At 41.4% G+C, this 21686-nt stretch carries 21 protein-coding genes and 1 pseudogene; 14 read left to right on the forward strand and 8 right to left on the reverse strand.

What is annotated here, in order from left to right:
• Positions 1-42 precede the first annotated feature (42 nt).
• On the forward strand, positions 43-1893 hold the full coding sequence (gene asnB / locus ACN6MY_RS07460; protein WP_419883400.1) for an asparagine synthase (glutamine-hydrolyzing): 1851 nt from the start codon (positions 43-45) through the stop codon (positions 1891-1893).
• 50 nt (positions 1894-1943) lie between these two features.
• On the opposite strand, the gene ACN6MY_RS07465 is transcribed toward asnB, so the two are convergent.
• Entirely contained in the window at positions 1944-3698 is a 1755-nt protein-coding gene (locus ACN6MY_RS07465; protein ID WP_419883401.1) for an alpha-glycosidase, read from the reverse strand.
• A 427-nt stretch (positions 3699-4125) separates the two neighbouring features.
• Between ACN6MY_RS07465 and ACN6MY_RS07470 the strand changes: the two genes are divergently transcribed.
• The 6 genes and pseudogenes from ACN6MY_RS07470 (at position 4126) to ACN6MY_RS07495 (ending at position 12305) form a co-directional block, all read left to right on the forward strand.
• Positions 4126-5418, forward strand: coding sequence for an extracellular solute-binding protein (locus ACN6MY_RS07470; RefSeq protein WP_419883402.1), 1293 nt, complete (start codon positions 4126-4128; stop codon positions 5416-5418).
• A gap of 140 nt (positions 5419-5558) precedes the next feature.
• Positions 5559-6836, forward strand: a complete 1278-nt coding sequence (locus tag ACN6MY_RS07475; RefSeq protein WP_419883403.1) for an ABC transporter permease subunit — start codon at positions 5559-5561, stop codon at positions 6834-6836.
• A gap of 6 nt (positions 6837-6842) precedes the next feature.
• Complete coding sequence (locus ACN6MY_RS07480; RefSeq protein WP_090987403.1) at positions 6843-7685, forward strand: sugar ABC transporter permease; 843 nt, start codon at positions 6843-6845, stop codon at positions 7683-7685.
• A gap of 39 nt (positions 7686-7724) precedes the next feature.
• A complete protein-coding gene (locus ACN6MY_RS07485; RefSeq protein WP_419883404.1) occupies positions 7725-9224 on the forward strand; it encodes an alpha-amylase family glycosyl hydrolase in 1500 nt (499 codons plus the stop codon).
• A gap of 145 nt (positions 9225-9369) precedes the next feature.
• Positions 9370-11036 (forward strand): annotated as a pseudogene (locus ACN6MY_RS07490) (glycoside hydrolase family 13 protein).
• Positions 11037-11264: 228 nt separating this feature from the next.
• Positions 11265-12305, forward strand: a complete 1041-nt coding sequence (locus tag ACN6MY_RS07495; RefSeq protein ID WP_419883405.1) for a LacI family DNA-binding transcriptional regulator — start codon at positions 11265-11267, stop codon at positions 12303-12305.
• 52 nt (positions 12306-12357) lie between these two features.
• Here ACN6MY_RS07495 and ACN6MY_RS07500 read toward each other — a convergent pair whose 3' ends face one another.
• Entirely contained in the window at positions 12358-13230 is an 873-nt protein-coding gene (locus ACN6MY_RS07500; RefSeq protein WP_419883406.1) for an SDR family oxidoreductase, read from the reverse strand.
• A 65-nt stretch (positions 13231-13295) separates the two neighbouring features.
• On the opposite strand from ACN6MY_RS07500, the gene ACN6MY_RS07505 reads away from it, so the two are divergent.
• A complete protein-coding gene (locus ACN6MY_RS07505) occupies positions 13296-13514 on the forward strand; it encodes a hypothetical protein (RefSeq protein WP_419883407.1) in 219 nt (72 codons plus the stop codon).
• A gap of 44 nt (positions 13515-13558) precedes the next feature.
• Here ACN6MY_RS07505 and ACN6MY_RS07510 read toward each other — a convergent pair whose 3' ends face one another.
• The 3 genes from ACN6MY_RS07510 to ACN6MY_RS07520 all read right to left on the reverse strand — a co-directional run bounded on the left by ACN6MY_RS07510 (position 13559) and on the right by ACN6MY_RS07520 (position 15283).
• Positions 13559-14050, reverse strand: coding sequence for a YajQ family cyclic di-GMP-binding protein (locus tag ACN6MY_RS07510; RefSeq protein WP_071350153.1), 492 nt, complete (start codon positions 14048-14050; stop codon positions 13559-13561).
• Between the two features lie 171 nt (positions 14051-14221).
• Positions 14222-14353, reverse strand: coding sequence for a DUF3941 domain-containing protein (locus ACN6MY_RS07515; protein WP_090987415.1), 132 nt, complete (start codon positions 14351-14353; stop codon positions 14222-14224).
• A 66-nt stretch (positions 14354-14419) separates the two neighbouring features.
• On the reverse strand, positions 14420-15283 hold the full coding sequence (locus tag ACN6MY_RS07520; RefSeq protein WP_419883408.1) for a DegV family protein: 864 nt from the start codon (positions 15281-15283) through the stop codon (positions 14420-14422).
• A gap of 301 nt (positions 15284-15584) precedes the next feature.
• Between ACN6MY_RS07520 and ACN6MY_RS07525 the strand changes: the two genes are divergently transcribed.
• From ACN6MY_RS07525 to ACN6MY_RS07535, 3 genes are all read left to right on the forward strand, one after another.
• Positions 15585-16427 carry a YitT family protein gene (locus ACN6MY_RS07525; protein ID WP_419883409.1) on the forward strand — a complete coding sequence of 281 codons (843 nt, stop codon included), beginning with the start codon at positions 15585-15587 and terminating at the stop codon, positions 16425-16427.
• A 143-nt stretch (positions 16428-16570) separates the two neighbouring features.
• Positions 16571-16957, forward strand: a complete 387-nt coding sequence (gene gsiB, locus ACN6MY_RS07530) for a glucose starvation-inducible protein GsiB (protein ID WP_419883410.1) — start codon at positions 16571-16573, stop codon at positions 16955-16957.
• Between the two features lie 87 nt (positions 16958-17044).
• Complete coding sequence (locus ACN6MY_RS07535) at positions 17045-17248, forward strand: KGG domain-containing protein (protein WP_419883411.1); 204 nt, start codon at positions 17045-17047, stop codon at positions 17246-17248.
• Between the two features lie 137 nt (positions 17249-17385).
• Here ACN6MY_RS07535 and ACN6MY_RS07540 read toward each other — a convergent pair whose 3' ends face one another.
• The 3 genes from ACN6MY_RS07540 to ACN6MY_RS07550 form a co-directional block, all read right to left on the reverse strand.
• On the reverse strand, positions 17386-17595 hold the full coding sequence (locus tag ACN6MY_RS07540; protein WP_090987423.1) for a DUF3813 domain-containing protein: 210 nt from the start codon (positions 17593-17595) through the stop codon (positions 17386-17388).
• A complete protein-coding gene (locus ACN6MY_RS07545; RefSeq protein ID WP_170846079.1) occupies positions 17595-17747 on the reverse strand; it encodes a hypothetical protein in 153 nt (50 codons plus the stop codon). Before ACN6MY_RS07545 ends, ACN6MY_RS07540 begins: the two co-directional genes overlap by 1 nt.
• Before the next feature lie 109 nt (positions 17748-17856).
• Positions 17857-18669, reverse strand: coding sequence for a Cof-type HAD-IIB family hydrolase (locus ACN6MY_RS07550; RefSeq protein WP_419883412.1), 813 nt, complete (start codon positions 18667-18669; stop codon positions 17857-17859).
• A 157-nt stretch (positions 18670-18826) separates the two neighbouring features.
• Here ACN6MY_RS07550 and ACN6MY_RS07555 point away from each other — a divergent pair, with 157 nt between their 5' ends.
• From ACN6MY_RS07555 to moaA, 3 genes are all read left to right on the forward strand, one after another.
• The gene (locus ACN6MY_RS07555) at positions 18827-19615 is read left to right on the forward strand and encodes a prolyl oligopeptidase family serine peptidase (RefSeq protein WP_419883413.1); all 789 of its coding nucleotides are present in this window, start codon (positions 18827-18829) and stop codon (positions 19613-19615) included.
• Positions 19616-19678: 63 nt separating this feature from the next.
• Positions 19679-19987 carry a metal-sulfur cluster assembly factor gene (locus ACN6MY_RS07560; RefSeq protein WP_419883414.1) on the forward strand — a complete coding sequence of 103 codons (309 nt, stop codon included), beginning with the start codon at positions 19679-19681 and terminating at the stop codon, positions 19985-19987.
• 390 nt (positions 19988-20377) lie between these two features.
• The gene (moaA, locus tag ACN6MY_RS07565; protein WP_419883415.1) at positions 20378-21394 is read left to right on the forward strand and encodes a GTP 3',8-cyclase MoaA; all 1017 of its coding nucleotides are present in this window, start codon (positions 20378-20380) and stop codon (positions 21392-21394) included.
• Positions 21395-21686 lie beyond the last annotated feature (292 nt).

Genomic DNA, 21686 nt, shown 5'->3' on the forward strand with positions numbered 1-21686 from the left:
GTTTGGCTTTTCTTGCTTTCCGGCTAGAAAGGATGGATGGATATGTGCGGAATAACCGGCTGGGTCCATTTTCAAAAAGACCTGACAAAAGAAAGAGAAAAAGTGGCAGCCATGACCGAAACATTAAAGAAAAGAGGACCCGATGAAACGAATATTTGGAATGATACTCACGCAAGTTTCGGGCATAAGCGGCTCACAGTGGTCGATCCCATAGGCGGCAAACAGCCAATGGAGAAGGAACACGGCAGCTTGAAGTATACTCTCGCTTACAATGGTGAATTGTATAATACGGAAGATATACGTAAAGAACTGTTATTAAAAGGATATTCCTTTAAGGGGCATTCTGATACAGAAGTTTTGCTCACTTCCTATATAGAATGGAAAGAAAAATGCGTGGATTTTTTTAATGGGATCTTCGCTTTTGCCATTTGGGATCATCATGAGCAAAAATTGTTCATTGGAAGAGACCGGTTAGGCGTAAAACCTTTATTTTATGCGGAAAAAAATGGAGGGCTTATTTTTGGGTCTGAAATTAAAGCCATTCTGGCACACCCTGACATAAAAACTGAGCTGGACCGTGAAGGATTGGCAGAAGTGCTTGGACTGGGCCCTTCCCGATCACCTGGCTCGGGTGTGTTCAGGGGAGTTAATGAGCTGAGGCCAGGGCATGCAATGACACTGTCACGACAGGGCCTGCGGCTTTGGCGGTACTGGAATGTAAAAAGTGAACAGCACATGGATACACTTGGCGAAACAGCAGAAAAGGTCCGTTTTCTTGTGAAGGACGCCGTAAAAAGACAGCTGGTGTCTGATGTACCTTTATGCACATTTCTATCTGGAGGAGTGGATTCAAGCGCAATCACGGCCATTGCTGCAGAGGAGTATAAGAATGAAGGCAAAGGAAGGCTCCATACTTATTCGATAGATTATGAAGGAAATGATCTGTTTTTTAAAGCAAATGATTTTCAGCCGAATTCGGATGGACCATGGATTAAGCTGATGTCAGACACTTTCGGCACTGCCCACCATAAATCCGTCATCTCCCAGGAGCTGCTGACAGATTATCTGACCGAAGCGGTTCATGTAAGAGATCTTCCTGGAATGGCTGATGTCGATTCCTCACTACTTTGGTTTTGCAGGGAAATCAAAAAAGATTTCACTGTTGGATTATCAGGGGAGTGCGCTGATGAAATATTTGGGGGATATCCATGGTTTCATAGAGAAGATGATCTGAACCGGTCCGGGTTTCCCTGGATGAGATCAACTGAGGAAAGGGTGTCACTGCTGAAACATGGCTGGCAGGAAAAGTTAAGGCTTGAAGAATATGTACGCTCCCAGTATTTACGGACTGCAGCAGAAACGCCTAAATTGGACGGGGAAAGCAAAGAAGAAGCTAAAAGAAGAGAATTGTTTTACCAAAATATCACTTGGTTCATGACTACCCTTCTTGACCGGAAGGACCGGATGAGCATGGGGGCGAGCCTTGAAGTCCGAGTGCCGTTTGCAGATCATCGTCTCGTGGAATATGTCTGGAACATTCCTTGGGAAATGAAAATGACTGGAAACAGGGAAAAGGGGATACTGCGGAAGGCATTGGAAGGTCTGCTCCCCGATGAAGTGCTGTACCGCAAAAAAAGTCCATACCCTAAAACCCATAATCCGGTTTATACCGAACGTGTGGCAATGTGGCTGAAGGATATATTGGAAGACAGGAATTCTGTGCTGTATGAGTTATTTGATAAGAAAAAGCTTGGAGATATTCTGGAAAGCAAGGGTGCTGCCTTTAAGGTCCCTTGGTTTGGGCAATTAATGTCAGGGCCGCAATTGCTGGCCCATCTTGCCCAGATGCATGTATGGTTCAAGGATTATAATATTGGGATAGTCGAATCCTAAAAAAAGGCTGCGGTGCATTTTAAAGTCCCGCAGCCTTTTCATTTAACCTATTATTTTTCTGTATTTGAATCAGAAGATGAGATAATGATAAATCCATAGCTCCCTAGCTCAAGAGATGGAGCTGAGCCAGTTTTGATTTCTGCGGAAGCAGAAAATAAACTGGTATATTCCGCATCACCTGGCAGAATTGCTTTAACTGGCTCTCCGGAAGGATTTGCAGCAATAAGTACCGATTTGTCATCGGTGAACTTGCGGAAAGCAACCAGATTTTCATGCAGAGAAGGTAAGAATTCAAATTGCCCTTCATTTGAAAGAAGAGGCTCTTCCTTACGAAGCGCGATAAGTTCTTTTATATGATGATACATTCTAAGGTTTTGTTTTTCTTTATCCCATTCCATACATTTTCGGCAGCCAGGGTCCATTTCACCGGAAAGGCCGATTTCATCTCCGTAATAAATGCAAGGGGTTCCCATGAAGGTAAGAAGCAGTGAAAAGACAAGCCTGGTTTTGTCCTCATCTCCGCCGCATTCAGTCAAAATCCTTGGTGTATCATGGCTTCCGACAAGGTTGAATGCCACGCTGAAGACATTTTCCGGGTAGCTATGGTAAACAGAAGAAATATTGTTCATAAATTGCTGTGCATTTATTTTATCAGATGCTAAAAGATTTAAAATGTTGGCTGTAAACGGGTAATTCATGACTGCATCAAATTGATCGCCGCGGAGCCATGGCATGGAATCGTGCCAGATTTCTCCAAGAATATAAAGATCAGGTTTAATTTCCCTTACAGTCTGCCTGAACTCTCTCCAAAACTGGTGGTCAATTTCATTAGCCACGTCAAGCCGCCAGCCGTCAATATCAAACTCTTTAATCCAATATGCTGCTGCATCCAAGAGATACTTTTTAACGTCCTGATTATACGTATTCAGTTTCGGCATGGACCCCACAAAGCCAAAGGTTTCATAATTAGGGCGCTCTCCCGCTTGCAGCGGGAAGCTGTGAGGGTGGAACCAATCTTTATAAGGGGAATTCTCCCCGTTTTTCAAAACATCCTGAAAAGGTTCGAAATAATAGCCGCTGTGATTGAAAACAGCATCAAGCATGACACGAATGCCCCGTTTATGGCATTCAGATACAAGTCTCTTAAGTGTGTCCTTATCACCGAATTGAGGGTCGATTTCAAAGTAATCGATTGTGTCATATTTGTGATTTGAATGGGCCTTGAAAATCGGAGTGAAGTAGACTCCATTTATGCCGAGATCTTCAAGATGGTCGAGATGCTCGATAACACCTTCGAAATCACCGCCGAAGAAATTATCCGGGCTTGGCTCCTTGCTGCCCCATGGAAGAGCACCTTCTGGGTCATTGGCACTGTTTCCGTTCCCGAAACGTTCAGGGAAAATCTGGTACCAGACAGTTTCCTTTACCCACTCTGGTGCGTTAAATACTTCTGTTTTATGAATGTATGGAAAAGCGAAGTAGTATCCGGCATCCTCCGGCGCTGATTCAAAGAATCCCTTTTCAGTTAAATATGTTTCCTCTTCTCCTGACTTCAGAAAAAACCCATATCGAATCCTTCTATATTCAGGCTTGACATGAATATGCCAGTAATCAAAAAGACTATCGCTGCCGGAAATTTTCATTGGCTCTAAAGAGGCTTTATCCCACTCATATGGGTCACCATTCAGCAAATGGACTTCCTGTACATCATTTTTCTTCGTTCTGATTCTGATATGCAGTGTTTCCTGATCTGTCGGATAAATGAAATTATCTCCAGGACGGTGAAATATTGCAGCATGTTCCATCTAGTAATCCTCCTGTGTAATGCAATCGATTGCATCAATTTTTTAAAAAAACTCAAAGTTTAGAATAAAGGCTACTTTAAAAAATATCAGAGTGAAAGCTATACAGCAAGCAGTTTGCACAGCCACAAAAACCATTTTCTGTTTAATATACGTGTCATAAAATTGTAAAAAATTTCATTTTTAAAAAATACTTGTAAAAAATAATAATGATTGTATAATAAAGCCATAAAGTAGTGCAATCGGTTTCACAAATGTCACCTTGAAATAATAAGTGCTTACATATCCTTCTATCAAGAGATTTATAGAATAATATAGGATTTCTTTGTTAGTATATGTCAGCGTTTTCATTTAAGGTAATTTTTCAGAATAGTGCAAACGGTTGTGCAAACTTAAGAAAGAGAGTACATATTTCAGGGGGGAAAATAGAATGAAAAAGTCACTATCTATCTTAGTGTTATTCGTTTTGCTTGTCGGCATGCTTGCTGCGTGCGGACCTAAGCGTGATACTGCTGAAAGAAAAAATGCAACTGGCGGTAAGAATACAGAAGAAAAATCAGCAGAAGCAAAACCGGAAAAACTGGTTGTGTGGGAAGATAAAGATAAAGGCATTGCATTAAAGCCTGCAGCTGAAGCTTTCACAAAGAAATACGGAATCAAAGTAGAATACAAAGAATTGAACATGGCTGATAAAATCCGCGACCAATTACGTCTTGACGGACCAGCTGGAAATGCCCCGGACGTAGTTACATTGCCGCATGACCAAATCGGCCAGGTTGTTACAGAAGGCCTTATTCAGGAAATCAAAGTAGATGACAGTGTTCTTTCTACTTTCAATGACTCTGCTGTCAATGCAGAAAAATATGATGGAAAACTTTATGGGTTGCCAAAAGCAACTGAAACTCCAGTTTTCATTTACAACAAGAAATTGATGGATAAGGCTCCTGCTACAATGGATGAGCTTTATGCAAAATCAAAAGAAATGACGAAAGACGGCAAATACGGCTTCCTTGCTCTATTTGACAACTACTACTTCGCACACGCAGTAATCGGCGGAATGGGCGGATATGTATTCAAAGACGACAACGGCAAGATTGATCCTTCAGATGTTGGTTTAAATAACAAAGGTGCTGTCGAAGGTGCAGCATACATTCAAAAATGGTACAAAGAAAAGCTATTCCCTAAAGGCATTATCGGAGAAAGCGGCGGCGCAGCAATGGACGGCTTGTTCAATGAAGGCAAAGCAGCATCTGTTATGAACGGTCCTTGGGCATTCCAGGGAATGAAAGCAGCTGGAGTTGACATTGGTGTTGCTCCTATGCCTACACTTCCAAATGGCGAGCATATGAAAACGTTCATGGGAGTTAAAGGATGGCATGTAACGGCATTTACAAAGAATCCTTACTGGTCCACAAAACTTGTTGAGTTCATTACAAATGCAGACAATGCAAAAATCCGTTTCGAAAAAACTCAGGAAATTCCTCCTGTAAAATCATTAATCAAAGATCCTGTCATTGCAAATGATGAAGGAGCAAAAGCGGTTGCTGAACAATCCAAATATGCACTTCCAACACCAAACGTTCCAGAAATGAGCGAGGTATGGGGTCCAATGGCGTCAGCGCTGCAAACACTTGCTACTAATAAAGCAGAACCTAAAGCTGCGATGGATGATGCTGTAAAAACAATCAATACCAATATTAAATCTAACCATCCATCAAAATAATTGATACAAATAACAAGGGCGTACCTCCATATACATATGGGGGTAATGCCTTTGTTTTAACAAATGGGAGCAAACGTTTGCGCACCGGCAACAGCGCTTAATAAATAATTCCCCTAACAGAAAGGGTAGGCTGATTTACCATGGATGCAACCACTCCGATAACGAAACATAGAAGGAACGCTGCCCTGCTTTCCATCATTCCTGGATTTGGGCAATTTTATAATAAACAATACGTTAAGGGCTTCATATTTTTGATTTTGACAGCAGCTTTCTTCAGCTGTTTTTCGGATACACTCAGCTGGGGATTTTGGGGGCTGTTTACTCTTGGGGAAATTCCGGGCTTAGATCATTCAGTTTTCCTTTTGATCGATGGTATCATAGCCTTGCTGATTACTGTAATCGGGCTGATCATTTACGCATTGAATATATATGATGCACAAAATAATGGCCGTAAGCGTGATGAAGGTTTTAAACTTAATAATGTTAAAGAGCAATATCATAACCTGATGGACAGCGGTTTTCCGTATTTAATGTTTTCACCCGGATTTCTGCTGCTGATTTTTGTGGTTATCCTTCCAATCATTTTTGTTATTTTGCTGTCATTCACCAATTATGATTTATATCATTCACCTCCAGCAAAGCTTGTGGATTGGATTGGCATCCAAAACTATATTGATATCTTTAAACTCGACCTTTGGAGAAAGACTTTTGTAGGTGTTCTTGGCTGGACGATTGTTTGGACATTTGGTGCTACAACCATACAGGTAGCAATCGGAATCTTCCTGGCAATTCTTGTGAATCAAAAGGACTTAAAAGGAAAAGCGATTATCCGGACCATTTTTATTCTTCCTTGGGCTGTTCCATCATTTGTTTCTATCCTAATCTTCTCAGGTATGTTCAATGAATCCTTTGGAGTAATAAACAACGGTATCCTTCATGCTTTAGGCATAGGCCCAATACCGTGGATGACTGAAGAAATGTGGACAAGGCTTGCATTGATTTTCGTTCAATCCTGGCTTGGATTCCCGTTCATTTTTGCCATGACAACTGGAATCCTTCAATCAATTCCAGACGAGCTGTACGAGGCTGCAACAGTGGATGGTGCGTCAATTTGGCAGAAATTCACCAAGATTACACTGCCTATGGTTCTTTTTGCTACAGCACCGATTATTATTACGCAATATACCTTTAACTTTAATAACTTTAATGTTATCTATCTATTTAACGGCGGCGGACCTGCAATTCCGGGACAAAATGCCGGCGGTTCTGATATCCTCATCTCTTGGATATATAAGCTTACGATGACTTCGGCCCAATACGGAAAAGCCGCAGCCATCACTATGCTGCTGTCACTCGTTGTGGTAGGGGTAGCATTGTGGCAATTCAAACGGACCAAAGCATTCCAAGAGGAGGTATAAGATAGAATGAGCATGAAAAGAAGCAGAATCATCCGTTTGACGCTTTCTTATCTGGTAATTATTATTATGAGCGGCATCGTCATTTATCCTTTGCTGTGGGTAATCGGCTCTTCGCTTAATCCGGGAGCAAGTTTATCAGGTTCATCGATGTTTCCGAAACATCCGACATTTGATCATTATAAATATCTGTTTAATAGCGGGAAATCCCATTATCTTGTGTGGTATTTCAACTCTATTAAAATCAGCATATTTACCATGATTTTTACTGTAATAGCAGTTTCTCTTACTGCTTACGCTTTTTCCCGATACCGCTTTGTCGGAAGGAAAAACGGTCTAGTGACCTTTTTGATTCTTCAGATGATACCAAACTTTGCAGCGCTTATTGCCATTTATGTGCTGGCAACACGCACACACTTAATTAATACACATGTAGGATTGATCCTGATTTATGTAGGCGGGCAAATCCCAATGAACACCTGGCTGATGAAGGGGTATCTGGATACCATTCCTAAGGAGCTGGACGAATCAGCAAGGATGGACGGAGCTGGCCATCTGAGAATTTTCTTCCAGATAATCATGCCTCTCGCCAAGCCGATTGTAGCTGTAGTCGCCCTGTTTGCCTTCATTGCACCATTTGGAGACTTCATACTTGCGAGAATCATGCTCCAGGATGATGAAAAATATACAATGGGTGTAGGGCTGTATGAAATGGTTTCCAAGCAATTTGGAAATGAATTCACTACATTCGCAGCAGGGTCCGTGCTGATTGCACTTCCTATTGCGGCATTATTCTTAATGTTCCAAAGATATTTCGTTTCAGGTTTGACGGCTGGGGGTACAAAAGGCTAATCTTAAAGGCGTAAAGAAGTATAGGTAGGGGGAGCGGAAATGAAAAAAAGAGTGCTGTCACTCCTTTTGATTCCGTTTCTTCTTTTTTACGCCCTTCCCGCAGAAGCTGCTGAAAAAGAAGAACGAACTTTGGGAGACGAAGTAATTTATTCGCTGGTGATCGACAGGTTTAATGATGGAAATGTAAACAATGATGCTGGTGTAAATGTTTATGATGCACATGCCTATAACGGCGGAGATTTTGCTGGCATTACAGAAAAACTGGATTATTTGAAGGATATGGGATTTACATCCATTCTTCTGTCACCTATTTTTGATAATGAAGGTGAAAGTTTTCACAGTGGTATGGTAAAAGATTTTTACAAGCCTGATGAGCATTATGGCACGATTAAGGAATTAAAAAAACTTGTTCATGCAGCACACAAGAAACACCTGAAAGTTATCCTGGATTTTAATGTGGACAGCATTGGCCCGCATCATCCCTGGTTAAAGGATCCATCAAAAAAAAATTGGGTTCACTCAAATAAGGAAGACAGCAGCACAGGAAGCATTAAACTGGATCAGGAAAACCCGGAAACTAAGAAATATTTAGTAAAAATGGGTTCATGGTGGATTAAGAAAACGAATATTGACGGGTATCGCCTTGATAAAATGAATGATATTTCTCAGTCATTTTGGCTTGATTTTGCACATGCTGCAAAATCAGTTAAAAAGGACTTTTATTTAATTGGCGAATTGCAGGATTCAAGCCAGGAGAGCATCTCTGCCTATGAAAAGGCTGGAATCAGGGGATTCATGGATCAGACTCAAACAGATCCTATGCGCTCGTCCTTTAAAAAACCAAATGGGGATTTGAGCCCGCTTTTTTCTGATTTGAACCGAAATCAACAGGCATATACTCATCCAGAGGATTCAGAGAAATTTATAGATAATCAGAATATGCCCAGGTTTACATATGATATAAATGCAAGATTGCTGAATCCTGGCACCAGATGGAAGCTGGCATTATCTTACATGTATACGTCACCGGGAGTACCGGTAATCTATTACGGCTCTGAGATAGCGCTGAACGGCGGAAAAGCTCCGGATAATCAAAGATTAATGGGCTTTAAAACAGAAAAAGAACTAATAGATTACATCACTAAGCTTGGGGAACTTAGAAAAAAGTATCCTTCTTTAAGAAAAGGCAGTATGAAGCTGCTTTATGAAAAAGATGGCATGGCAGTTTTTAAACGAACATATAAAGAAGAGACTATGGCAGTTGCTATCAATAATACAGATAAGTCTCAAACCGTGCGAATTTCAGGCGGGGAATTTGAGAAGGGGAAAGAACTGAGAGGCTTGCTTGAAGGAGATCTTGTGCGAAGCAAGGGAGACACGTATACAATCATTCTCGATCGTGAAAAAACAGAAGTGTATGAACTTGCTCCTAAATCAGGAATAAATATGGCTTATATTTTTGCAATGGCAGCAGTTATCATTGCGTTTGCAATATTTATCGCCCTTATATTAAAAAGAGGGAAGAGAAATCCCTCATGAATATGTAAGCGGTAAAAAACTTCTCTCGATTCTTTGTATGTTTAGCATCAGGAAAATCGGCATAGCCAGCTTTTGCAAATAGAAAAATTGCGAAACGATGATTTTCAGAAAAAATCCGATAAACCTGGAATCGGGAGGGATTCTTATGGAAAAGAAATGGTGGAAAGAAGCGGTAAGTTATCAAATTTACCCGCGCAGCTTTATGGATAGCAATGGAGACGGAATCGGTGACTTGAAAGGAATCATTTCCAAACTGGATTATTTGAAGGAATTTGGGATTGATGTCCTTTGGATTGCCCATTTTATCAGTCGCCTAATGCGGATAATGGATATGACATAAGCGATTATCAGGGTATAATGGCCGAATTCGGCACAATGGATGATTTTGATCTGCTATTAAAGGAAATACATGCGCGGGGCATGAAGGTCATTTTGGATCTGGTGATTAACCATACAAGTGATGAACATCCATGGTTCATTGAATCACGGTCATCCAGGGACAATCCAAAAAGGGACTGGTACATCTGGGAGGAAGGCCGTGAAGGAAAAGAACCGAATAACTGGGAAAGTATATTTTCCGGCAGCTCCTGGAAGCTGGATGAACTCACAAATCAATATTACCTTCACATTTTCGCTGAAAAACAGCCAGACCTGAACTGGAAGAATAAAGAGGTCAGAGAGGCTCTGTACGATACCGTAAATTGGTGGCTTGATAAGGGTATCGACGGATTCAGGGTAGATGCCATCAGCCATATTAAGAAGCGGGACGGCTTCCCGGATATGCCAAACCCATTCGGGATGGATTATGTGCCTGCTTTTGACATGCACACCAATCAAGAAGGAATACTTGATTATCTGACAGAACTCAAGGACGAAACATTTTCTAAGTACGACATTATGACAGTCGGCGAAGCAAATGGTGTCAGGCTGGAGCAGGCTGACGATTGGGTCGGAAGTGAGAATGGAAAGTTCAACATGATTTTTCAGTTTGAGCATTTAGGTCTATGGGGAAAAGGTTCAGAAAAATCCATTGATGTGGGGCAATTGAAGAAAACCCTCACGAAATGGCAGAAAGGCTTGCATAACCGCGGCTGGAATGCGTTATTCCTTGAAAATCATGATCAGGCCCGCAGTGTATCTACATGGGGAGATGATGGACAATACTGGCTGGAAAGTGCAAAAATGCTCGGTGCATTATTCTTTTTCATGCAGGGGACTCCCTTTATTTATCAAGGGCAGGAAATAGGCATGACAAATGTCAAATTCTCTTCGATAGAACATTATGATGATGTGGGAATGAAAAACTATTACCGCATCGAAACAGCAAAAGGCAGGCCGCATGAAGAAATCATGAAAATCATCTGGCTTAGCGGAAGGGATAATTCCCGGACTCCGATGCAATGGAATACAGAAGACAATGGCGGTTTTACAACAGGTAAACCATGGATGAAGGCTAATCCAAACTATTTACGCATCAATGTTTCGGATCAGCTGGCAGATCAGAATTCGATTTATAATTTTTATAAAAGCATGATACGCCTAAGAAAACAGCATGAAGTTTTCGTTTATGGAGATTATGATCTGATATTGGCAGAACATAAAAGTGTATATGCATATACACGAAATTTGAATGGTCAGCAAGCTTTGGTTCTCTGTAACTTTGGCAGCGTGGAATCCGCTATTACCTTAACTGAACTTGTATGGAAAAAGTCAGAGCTGATCCTGGCCAATTATAGTGATGCAGAAATTGAATTGCCTGCAGATTTCACATTACGGCCATATGAAACCCGAGTGTATTTGTTTAATGATTGAACTATGAAATATCGATGCTGATTTTGGCACCATTATGATTGAGCGGGTATGCAGGACTCCTGCGGGTTATCGTTAAAGGAGGATTCTTCCCGGAAAATCAGTGCATGAAATGGAAATTAGCGGAGTCCTTGGAATATGACCAATGAAAAAGGGTATGAATTCATGGACACAGACAGGCAAAAACACTCCTGGTTGCTGCAGGAGCTTATGGAGAGGAGCATGTGAAGCATGGCAGTTACAATAAAAGATGTTGCAAAGTTGGCAAACGTTGCCCCTTCAACTGTTTCCAGGGTAATTGCAAACAATCCCCGAATAAGTGACAAAACAAAAAATAGAGTGCGTGAGGCTATGAATCACTTAGGCTATCACCCTAATTTAATTGCCCGTTCACTTGCCAATCAATCGACAAGGGTGATTGGGCTGGTTTTGCCCAGTTCTACCGATATTTATTTTCAAAACCCTTTTTTCTCAACTGTTCTTAGAGGGTTGAGCGAGGGGGCACATGAGAAACAATATGCCCTGCAGATTAATACCGGTAAAACAGAGGAAGAGATATATGAGGGCGTCGTCCATATGGTCCAAGGCGGCAGGGTAGACGGAATCGTATTGCTCTACTCTAAAATAGAAGACGGAATAATTGCCTATCTGCGGGAAAGGAAATTTCCATTTACCGTAATCGGGAAACCATCTGATCATGTAGAAGAAATTACCCATGTTGACAATGATAACTATCGCGCTTCCAAGGAAGCTACGGATTATCTGATCAAGCTTGGACATAAAAAAATAGGATTTATCGGCGGCAAGCTGAATCTCGTAGTTACGGTAGAACGGCTTCTGGGTTACAAGGAGTCTCTGCAGGAAGCTCAAATTGGATTAAATGATGCTTACATCATTCATGAGGAGTTTTTGAGAGAGGGGGGACAGGAGGCGATAAAGGAGCTTTTGTCACTGATTGATCCGCCTACCGCCCTTGTTGTAGCAGACGATCTTATGGCAATTGGAGTAGTCAATACCCTGACGGAAATGGGCATGATTGTTCCTGACCATGTATCCATAATTTCCTTCAATAATGTTTTATTTGCCGAATTGTCGAGGCCGCCGCTGACTTCAGTTGATATTAACATTTTTGATTTGGGCTACCAGGCCGCAAAAAGCTTGATTACAAAGCTCGAAAATCCATGCGAGCCAGAAAAACGGATCATCATTCCCCATCAATTGGTTGAACGGGTTTCGTGCAGTCCTCAAACAAGAGCAAAAATGCAAGTATAACAATAAGGCTTCCAGATTGCCGGAAGCCTTTTTGCTGTTTAGTTCCCAGTCATTATCCGTTTACGACTGAGCCGCCATTTACATGGATGATTTGCCCGCTTACATATGAAGAATCATCGCTGGCAAGATATACATAGGCAGGAGCCAGTTCTTCAGGCTGCCCCGCTCTGCCCATAGGAGAGTCTGTACCGAATTTCTGCACATCTTCTTCGGAGAAGGAAGCGGGAATCAGCGGGGTCCAGATTGGTCCCGGAGCTACGCCGTTTACCCTGATTCCGTCTTTTACAATAGAATTTGAAAGTGCTCGAGTAAAGGCAACAATCGCTCCCTTTGTAGAGGAGTAATCAATCAATTTTGGATTGCCCTGGTAAGCTGTGATGGATGCTGTGTTGATGATGCTGCTTCCTTTTTTCATATGGGGAATGGCAGCTTTGGTGAGGTGGAACATGGAAAAGATGTTGGTTTTGAAAGTTCTTTCAAGCTGCTCTGCTGAAATGTCCAGGAAGTTTTCCTGAACGTGCTGTTCTCCGGCATTGTTCACAAGTATATCAATAGAGCCAAATTGATCAGCTGCTACCCGCGCTACTTCCTGGCAGAAAGATTCTTCGCCAATGTCGCCATTAAGCAATACACATTTTACACCTTCTTTTTCCACCAATTGTTTTGTAGTCTGGGCATCTTCATTTTCATCTAAATAAGCAATGACTACATTTGCACCTTCTTTTGCGAAATAAATGGAGACAGATTTTCCGATTCCGCTGTCCCCGCCAGTAATGATCGCTGTTTTGCCTTTTAGCTTGCCGCTTCCTTTATATTCCGAGTTTACGGATTCTGGATTCGGGGTCATTTTTGTTTCGGTTCCTGGCTGATGCTCCTGATGCTGCGGTGTAAATCCTTGTTTGCTTTCTTCATTTGTATTAGCCAAAGTGTATCCCTCCAATTAAATTATGTCTGCCCCCTTTTTATTCCATTCTTTAAGGATATTAAAACATGGAAAAAATAGTAAAAACAACGAACCTTGCCATCGTAAAGGGGAATCACATTGTAAACTCGGATTTGGAGCGTAAGGTGAGGGACTCCTGCGGGATTAGCGGTACATGTGAGACTCCGCGGGCGCAGCTGAGGATGCTTCTTATCGCCCGCCCCGCAGAAATCAGCCACCTTCTTCCAAAGGTTACAAAAAGCAGTCAAATTAAAAAAAGCCCATAATTGGGCTTTTCTGAATAATAAGCTTTAGGCTGTGCCGGGCGTTTTTAACGGTAGTTGATAAACTGCACGTCGATGGACAAGTCAGCACCGCGGATGGCTGAAATAATGCCCTGCAGGTCATCCCTGTTTTTTCCGGTTACGCGGATTTGGTCATCCTGAATCTGGCTTTTTACTTTCAATCCGCTGTTTTTTATGATGGTGTTTATTTTTTTTGCCTGTTCTTTATCAATTCCCTGAACAAGCTTTGCCCTCTGGCGGACAGTGCCGCCTGAAGCTCCTTCAATTTTTCCGTAGTCCAGGTTCTTGATTGGCACATCACGCTTTACAAGCTTGCTGATTAATACATCCTTTAGCTGATCAAGCTTGTACTCATCGTCAGAAACAAGAATAAGTTCTTCTTTTTCGAGGGATATATCACTTTTGCTTCCTTTAAAGTCATAGCGTGTCTGTATTTCTTTAAGAGCCATGCTGACTGCATTGGTTACCTCAGAAAACTCCACCTTGGATACAATATCAAACGAATTTTCCTTTGCCATAATTACCTCCGGAGATTTTTGATGTCTTTATTATAGATAATCAGGGAGATGATGACAACCAAACAATCTTAGAGAATCATAAAAGAAGCAGGGTTTCCCGCTGCTCCTCTTCCTAAATCCGTATTTATTGTCCCGGGCAAACTCTCGGTGAGGCCCCGTACGGAATCTCCCTTATTTGTGGTCAGTTTTTTTTGAATAGGAGTGCTTGCCTGCCTCACTATTCTTTGCCCGGGATATATTTTCCCTGGCATTGGCCGCTTGATTATCTTTTGCCTTCTTATTATTATCAGCTGTGTTTGACAATATGGAAACCCCCTTAGATGATGATAAGGTTAGTATCATGCAATCTGAAGAGAACTATGTGCACCATTACAATTTGGGCGACTTGTTCAAGAAAAATAAGGCGATTGTGCCAGGGCCTGAATGTGCCCCGATTGCGGCACCGATTGTATTAATGATAAAATGCGTTGTGCCAAACTCTTCCTCGATGGATTGCTTCCATTCAAGCGCCGTTTCCAAGTCATCTCCATGGCTGATGGCAACCGTTTGATTCTCGAGTCCCTCGCCGCGTTCATGCATCAATTCTATGACCCGTTTTAAAAGTTTCTTTTTGCCGCGAAGCTTTTCAAGAGGGACAAGTCTTCCATCTTCCACATGCAAAAGAGGCTTGATGTTCAATAGGCCGCCTACGAGTGCAGAGGCTTTGGATATTCTTCCTCCGCGCGCGAGATATTCTAAGTTATCGACAGTGAAGAGATGCTCCATATGTTCAATATGAAAAGTGATATCACTCATGATTTCTTCTTTATCAGCACCATTCAGCGCTAAGCGGGCCGCACTTTCCACTACAAGGCCGCCGCCAAGCGAAGCACATTTGGAATCGATAATTTCAAGATCGAGCCCGGGGTATTCTTCTTTAACGAGGTTCCGGACCATGACCGCAGTCTGATAAGTTCCGGATAGCTCTGAAGAAAAAGCAATATAAATGGCAGTCCGGCCGCTCTCTGCTATCTCCTTGAATATTGACTCAAAAACCTCTGGAGAAGCCTGGGAAGTTTTAGGGGTTTTTCCTGATCTCATTGCTTCAAAAACATCCTCAGGCTGTATGCCCTTAACATCCTCGTAAACTTCTCCATCAAGGTTAACTTGTAAGGGAATGAATGTAACCTGGTTTTCTTTATAAAAAGACATCGGCAAATCACTGGCACTGTCTGTTAAAATTTGAATGGTCATTATTGCACCTGCTTTCTTAAACGTATTTTGCGATTAAACCAAATTCATCTATTCAAGCCTGGAAACAGCAGTGAATGGGCTGCTCTATATGAAGCGAAGCAAACTGGCATTGCGCTGCCGTATGATATGTAGGGGCATAGCGGATAGTATGCCTGTTATGCTTTAGGTGCTGATGAAAACATGAAATTGAGTTAATATACCCAGTTTACGCATACTGCAGGAAAATTACAATCCATTCATGTCTAGAATAACTGGCTGAAGGGAATAGGATACTAATGCTTAAGAAGAATGGAGGACTTTTATGTACATAGTAGAAGCGAAAAAAATTATTGTGGTGGTGATTGGCGCCTTTTTGAATGCAATCGCCATGAACTTCTTTTTAATCCCGGCAAATGTTTACGCCAGCGGATTTACCGGTGCAGCCCAGCTATTGTCTAAGCTGCTGGGCTCTTTTGCGCCTTTTAATATATCGACGGGCATATTACTGTTTGTATTAAATGTGCCAGTTACGATTATTGCCTGGAGAAAAATAGGAAAGTCTTTTACATTTTACAGTTTTATCAGTGTTCTTTTATCGACCATTTTCCTAGAAGTACTGCCGGTGAAGCATGTATCGCCTGATATTCTTCTAAATGCCGTCTTTGGGGGCGTCATTGCGGCAGTCGGAGTGGGGCTGACTTTGAAATTCGGTGCATCTACAGGAGGTATGGACATCATTGCCATGCTTCTTTCAAAGGTCAAGGATAAGCCTGTCGGCGTGTATTTCTTTATGCTTAACAGCATTATCATTATTACCGCAGGAAGCATTTACGGATGGCAAAATGCCCTGTATACGCTTGTGACCCTATATGCTTCCACACGGGTAATTGACGCGATCCATACCCGCCATGAAAAGCTTACAGTCATGATTGTCACAAATAAGGGGGAAGAATTAAAAAAAGCCATTCATGCCAAGCTTGTCAGGGGTATTACATCTGTTCCTGCCAAAGGGGCCTTTACTAATCAAAATAAAGAAATGATGATGATTGTCATCACCCGCTATGAGCTATACGATCTGGAGCAAATAATCAGGGAAGAAGATCCGACGGCCTTTACGAATATAGTCGAAACGGCAGCTGTATTTGGAGCATTTAGAAAGGATTGAACGACTCTGATATTACAAAATGTAAAGAACATGACGGCTAAATTACAATTGAAAAAAACTGTGTTTTTCATGTTTATTGTTCAGTCAAAACGGCTATTTTCAGTAGTGTAACTTACAAAAATCTTATTTAGGAGTGATTCATAATGGCTAACCAAAAAGATGGAAAAATGAGCAGAGAAGAAGCAGGCCGTAAAGGCGGAGAAGCAACTTCGAAAAATCACGACAAAGATTTTTATCAGGAAATTGGACAAAAAGGCGGAGAAGCCACAGCTGACAATCACGACAAAGATTTTTATCAGGAAATTGGACAAAAAGGCGGAGAAGCCACAGCTGATAATCATGATAAGGAATTTTATCAGGAAATCGGCAAAAAAGGCGGAGAAGCCACAGCTGATAATCATGATAAGGAATTCTATCAGGAAATCGGCAAAAAGGGCGGAGAAGCCACATCAAAGAACCACGATAAAGACTTCTATCGTGAAATTGGCGAAAAAGGCGGAAATTCCCGCAATAACAATAACAACGACTAATGATCTAAATATACAGCATCACAGATTTCGGGAGTTTTTCTTTAGTCCATAAACCGTTTTTTTAAAATTCTAAGGAGTGATTTAATAATGGCTGACAATCAGAATGGCAAGATGAGCAGAGAAGAAGCTGGACGCAAGGGCGGAGAAGCCACTTCAAAAAATCATGATAAAGAATTTTATCAGGAGATCGGCGAAAAGGGCGGAGAAGCCACTTCAAAAAATCACGATAAAGACTTTTACCGGGAAATCGGTGAAAAAGGCGGAAAAGCCCGAAGCAACAATAATGATTAACATTTAAAAGAAGGCCAAGCTCCTCAATGGGGGCTTGGCCCTCTTTTTGTTTTGCCTATACATAAGGAACGAAGCAGAAAAACCTGTTACATGCCCAGCAAGGCTTATCCTTTTATTCTACTGCGGGCATTTAGGCTTCAGAGTTTCCCCTCAAGCTCTTTTTGCAGCTCGCTCAATTGTTCCTTTTCGGCAACAGTAGAATTTGCAAAAGCTGAGGAAAGGGCATTCTTGGCAATTTCCTCGGTGTCTTGCTTTTGATGCACTTGATTTTCCTGATGTTCATCATGATCTGCATGCAGGGCTTCCTTTACGAAGTCGCGAGCCTGCTGAAATAATTTATTTGCCATTAGAAACCACCATAACTTTGTTCTGACATGCTTTGGAGCTTTCTTTCTTCTGCTTCAGCGTACGTAGAATGATAAGGGATTTTTTCAGCATGCTTGGATACAGTATCCATGCCCTGCTTGACAAATCGTTTGGATTTACTGCTTTTACCCATCACTATCGCCTCCGTATTAAAAGCATTGCACCGGAATTGCTTCCTGTACATCAATAGTTTGGCTGTCAGGCGGGATATTAACAGCGTAAAAATATGGAATTAGAATTGCTTATTTAAGATTGAATTTTTCTTCCAGGAATACAGCAATTCCGTCTTCTTCATTGCTGAGCGTGATTTCATCGGCCATTTCTTTTAATTCAGCGAGAGCATTTCCCATCGCGACACCTGTACCGGCATATTTTATCATTTCAAAATCATTATCTTCATCGCCAAAAGCAATGATTCTTTCTCTTGGAATGTCAAAATATTTTGCGACCCTTTCCAATCCTACCGCTTTGTTTAAGCCAGATTTAACGATCTCAATCACATGGAATGGATCAGCCCATCTGCGGTGATCGATTACTTCTGCATGTACGTCTGATAAATGCTCCCTGATTTCGGCGACATATTGGGCATCAGTATGTATGAGCATGCTTGTTGGGGGCACATTAAGAAAACTTCTAAGGTCGCCCGTTGTGATAACGGGATTTCCCATACGCATGATATCAATCAGCTTTTCGTCATGATAATGGAAGTAAACATCATCTCTGACTTCTGCAACTATATTGTGATAGTGGAAGCTGTCACATGCATCCACAATTTGTTTGGCGACATCTATATCCAGCGGGGAATGGTATGTTCCAAAGCTTTTATCTAATGGATGGTGAACAAATGCACCATTGAAGTTGACGATCGGTGTAGTCAGCCCGAGCTCCTGATAATAAACCTCGCACGAGCGGAAAGGCCTTCCTGTAGAAATCATGACTTCGTGACCTCTGTCTTTTAATTGGGAAAGAACCTTTTTTGAACGCGGAGATATGGATTTATTGTCAGTAAGCAATGTTCCATCTAGATCTAATGCGATTAAGTATTTTTCAGCCATAAGGTCACCCTCTGTTTTCAGTATTGTTTTACATGCTACAATATTAAGTTTACTTCCATTTTAAGCGAAAGTTAAATCTTTTTCATTCTTTGGACATTCCTGTATAGTAAAAATATATAACATATATTAAATAGTATTCACGATGGAGGGATTTTCATTGGTGGTCATTGAAAAGGAAAGGATAGGGGATATACCTGTCCTGCATATAGCCCAAAAAGAAAGATTTGATGAAAAACTTCCTTTTATCATTTTCATACATGGATTTACGAGTGCTAAGGAGCATAATCTTCACTATGCCTATTTAATGGCTGAAAAAGGTTTTAGGGTCCTTCTTCCTGATGCTATTTATCACGGCGAGCGCTCTCAGGGGTACAGTGAAACTCAATTAATGATGCGATTCTGGGGCACTGTTGTACAAACCATTAAGGAAATCGAAATCTTAAAGGATGATCTGCTGAATAGAAATTTGATTTTACCGGATAAAATAGGCATATCCGGGACTTCGATGGGGGGTATTGTAACGAATGGTGCCATGGCAGTATATAAATGGATCAGTGCAGGTGTTAGCCTTATGGGCAATCCTTCTTATGTTAAATATGCCCAGATGCAAATGGAAAACATCCAAAAACAGGCAGCGGATATAAATATCCCCCAGCAGGAAATGAACAAACAGCTTGAGCTGATCCGCGACTATGACCTCAGCCTGCACAGCGATAAGCTTGCAGGCAGGCCGATGCTTTATTGGCACGGAGCCAAAGACCCTGTAGTCCCATACAAGCATGCATCCGACTTTTATGAGTCCATGCGCCCTGCTTATGCGAATGCCAAGGGAAAGCTGCAGTTTATCCTTGATAAACAAGCAGGGCATAAAGTAAGCAGGGAAGGCGTGCTGAAAACAGCTGAATGGTTTGAAACCTTTCTGGGACAAGCAGGGCAAAAAGCTTAACTCACGTGACATACAATGTTATGATAAAAAGCATAAGAAAGATCCAGTAAAGGAGTGAAAAGCATGGACCAGGATTTAAAAGATAACATTATGGGGGCTTTAGAACAGGTCATCGACCCTGAACTTGGCATAGATATAGTAAATTTAGGTTTAGTTTATGATGCTGATTTAAATGAAGAAGGTCTGGCTACTGTGACCATGACACTAACTGCTATGGGCTGCCCTCTTGCCGGCACCATTGTGGATCAAGTGAAATATGTGCTTGAGGATATTCCGGAAATTAAAGAAACAGAAGTCAATATTGTCTGGAATCCGCCTTGGTCAAAGGATAGAATGTCACGATATGCCAAGATTGCCCTTGGGATTAAGTAAAACGGACCGGACGGAAGACAAAGAATATAGATATGAATTTTAACAATGATGGACATTAAGCCGGAATCTGCAGAACGAGAATGACAAAAGGCAGCATGTTTTTTGCCTTTTAGAAGATTTTTGTTTTGTTGAAATCCGGTTTTTTGCATGGTCATTTATTGCTCCCGAAGCTGCATATCTTAAACAGATTAGACTTGCGGCAAAAGCCATAAGCTGATTATTGTTCAATGCTAACAAAAAATGATACAATCAGTTATTATTTCATTTTCACTGTTTTTAAGCAGGACAAAAATAAACGGTGAATAACTGTTTGAAAATACTCTTTTTAGATATAAATAGATAAAACAATCAAGATTTGCTGAATTCATACCTCTAAGGGAGTGAAGAAGTTTGTATAACACCAAAGTCAAAGATGCTCTGGACAGACCCTTAAGAGACTTGCGGATTTCTGTTATAGATCGCTGCAACTTCAGATGTCAATATTGCATGCCTGCTGAAATTTTTAATGAAAATTTTCATTTTCTTCCTAAAAGCGAATTGCTATCTTATGAGGAAATCGAGCGGACGGCCAGAATATTTGCAAGCCTTGGAGTTGAAAAACTGAGATTGACTGGAGGAGAGCCCCTCCTCAGAAAAGATCTTCCCAAGTTAATTAAAAACTTGTCACAAATTGAAGGAATTAACGATATTGGTTTAACAACCAATGGCGTTTTTCTTAAAAGATACGCGAAAGAATTAAAAGAATCAGGTGTGCACCGTGTAAATATCAGCCTAGACAGCATAGATGATGAGCTTTTCAAGCAAATTAACGGCAGAAATATAGGAACCAAAGCTGTTATGGAGGGCATTCAGGCTGCTAAAGAAGCAGGACTGGGTGTTAAAGTAAACATGGTTGTTAAAAAAGGACTGAATGAGAATCAGATCCTGCCAATGGCACGCTTTTGCCTTAAAGAAGGAATACAGCTCCGTTACATCGAGTTCATGGATGTTGGGAGCACAAATGGCTGGCAAATGGAAAATGTTGTGACAAAGAAAGAAATTATTGAACTGCTGCAATCTGAATTTGAAATTGAGCCGGCAGAAGCAGATTATTTTGGTGAGGTAGCAAAAAGATATCGCTACAAGGGTACAGATACCGAAGTCGGATTTATCACCTCTGTTTCAGAATCGTTCTGCGGCAGCTGCACCAGGGCAAGACTTTCAGCAAACGGAAGCCTTTATACCTGTTTGTTTAATGGAAACGGACATGATATAAAGGGACTTCTGCGTTCTGAAATGACTGACAGCGAATTGACTGCTCATATTGTCTCCCTCTGGAATCACCGGAAAGATAGATACTCAGATGAACGGGCAGAAGGTAAAAACATTCATCAGGAAAAAATTGAAATGTCTTATATAGGCGGCTAAGAACAAAAAGATCTGATTTTGCAATCAGGTCTTTTTTTTGTCTTTTAATCAGCCCGCATGCATAAATGGCTGCAGTTGCCGGGCAATGAGCAAGTCTTACAAGGTTATTTTTCTGGCTTTTATTTTGGCTCTTTTATTAAAGATTATTGTTTTTTTTGAGTTCTGTGAAGCGTATTAAATGAGGTAGATTGGAGCGAAAGGTGCGTGATGCCTGCTTAGATTTGCGGGAAGGTGAGACCCCGCAGGCAATGCTGAGGATGCTCACCGCCCGCCACGCGGAAAAGCACCCTGG

The sequence above is a fragment of the Peribacillus sp. B-H-3 genome, from assembly GCF_048572925.1.
GTDB lineage: Bacteria > Bacillota > Bacilli > Bacillales > DSM-1321 > Peribacillus.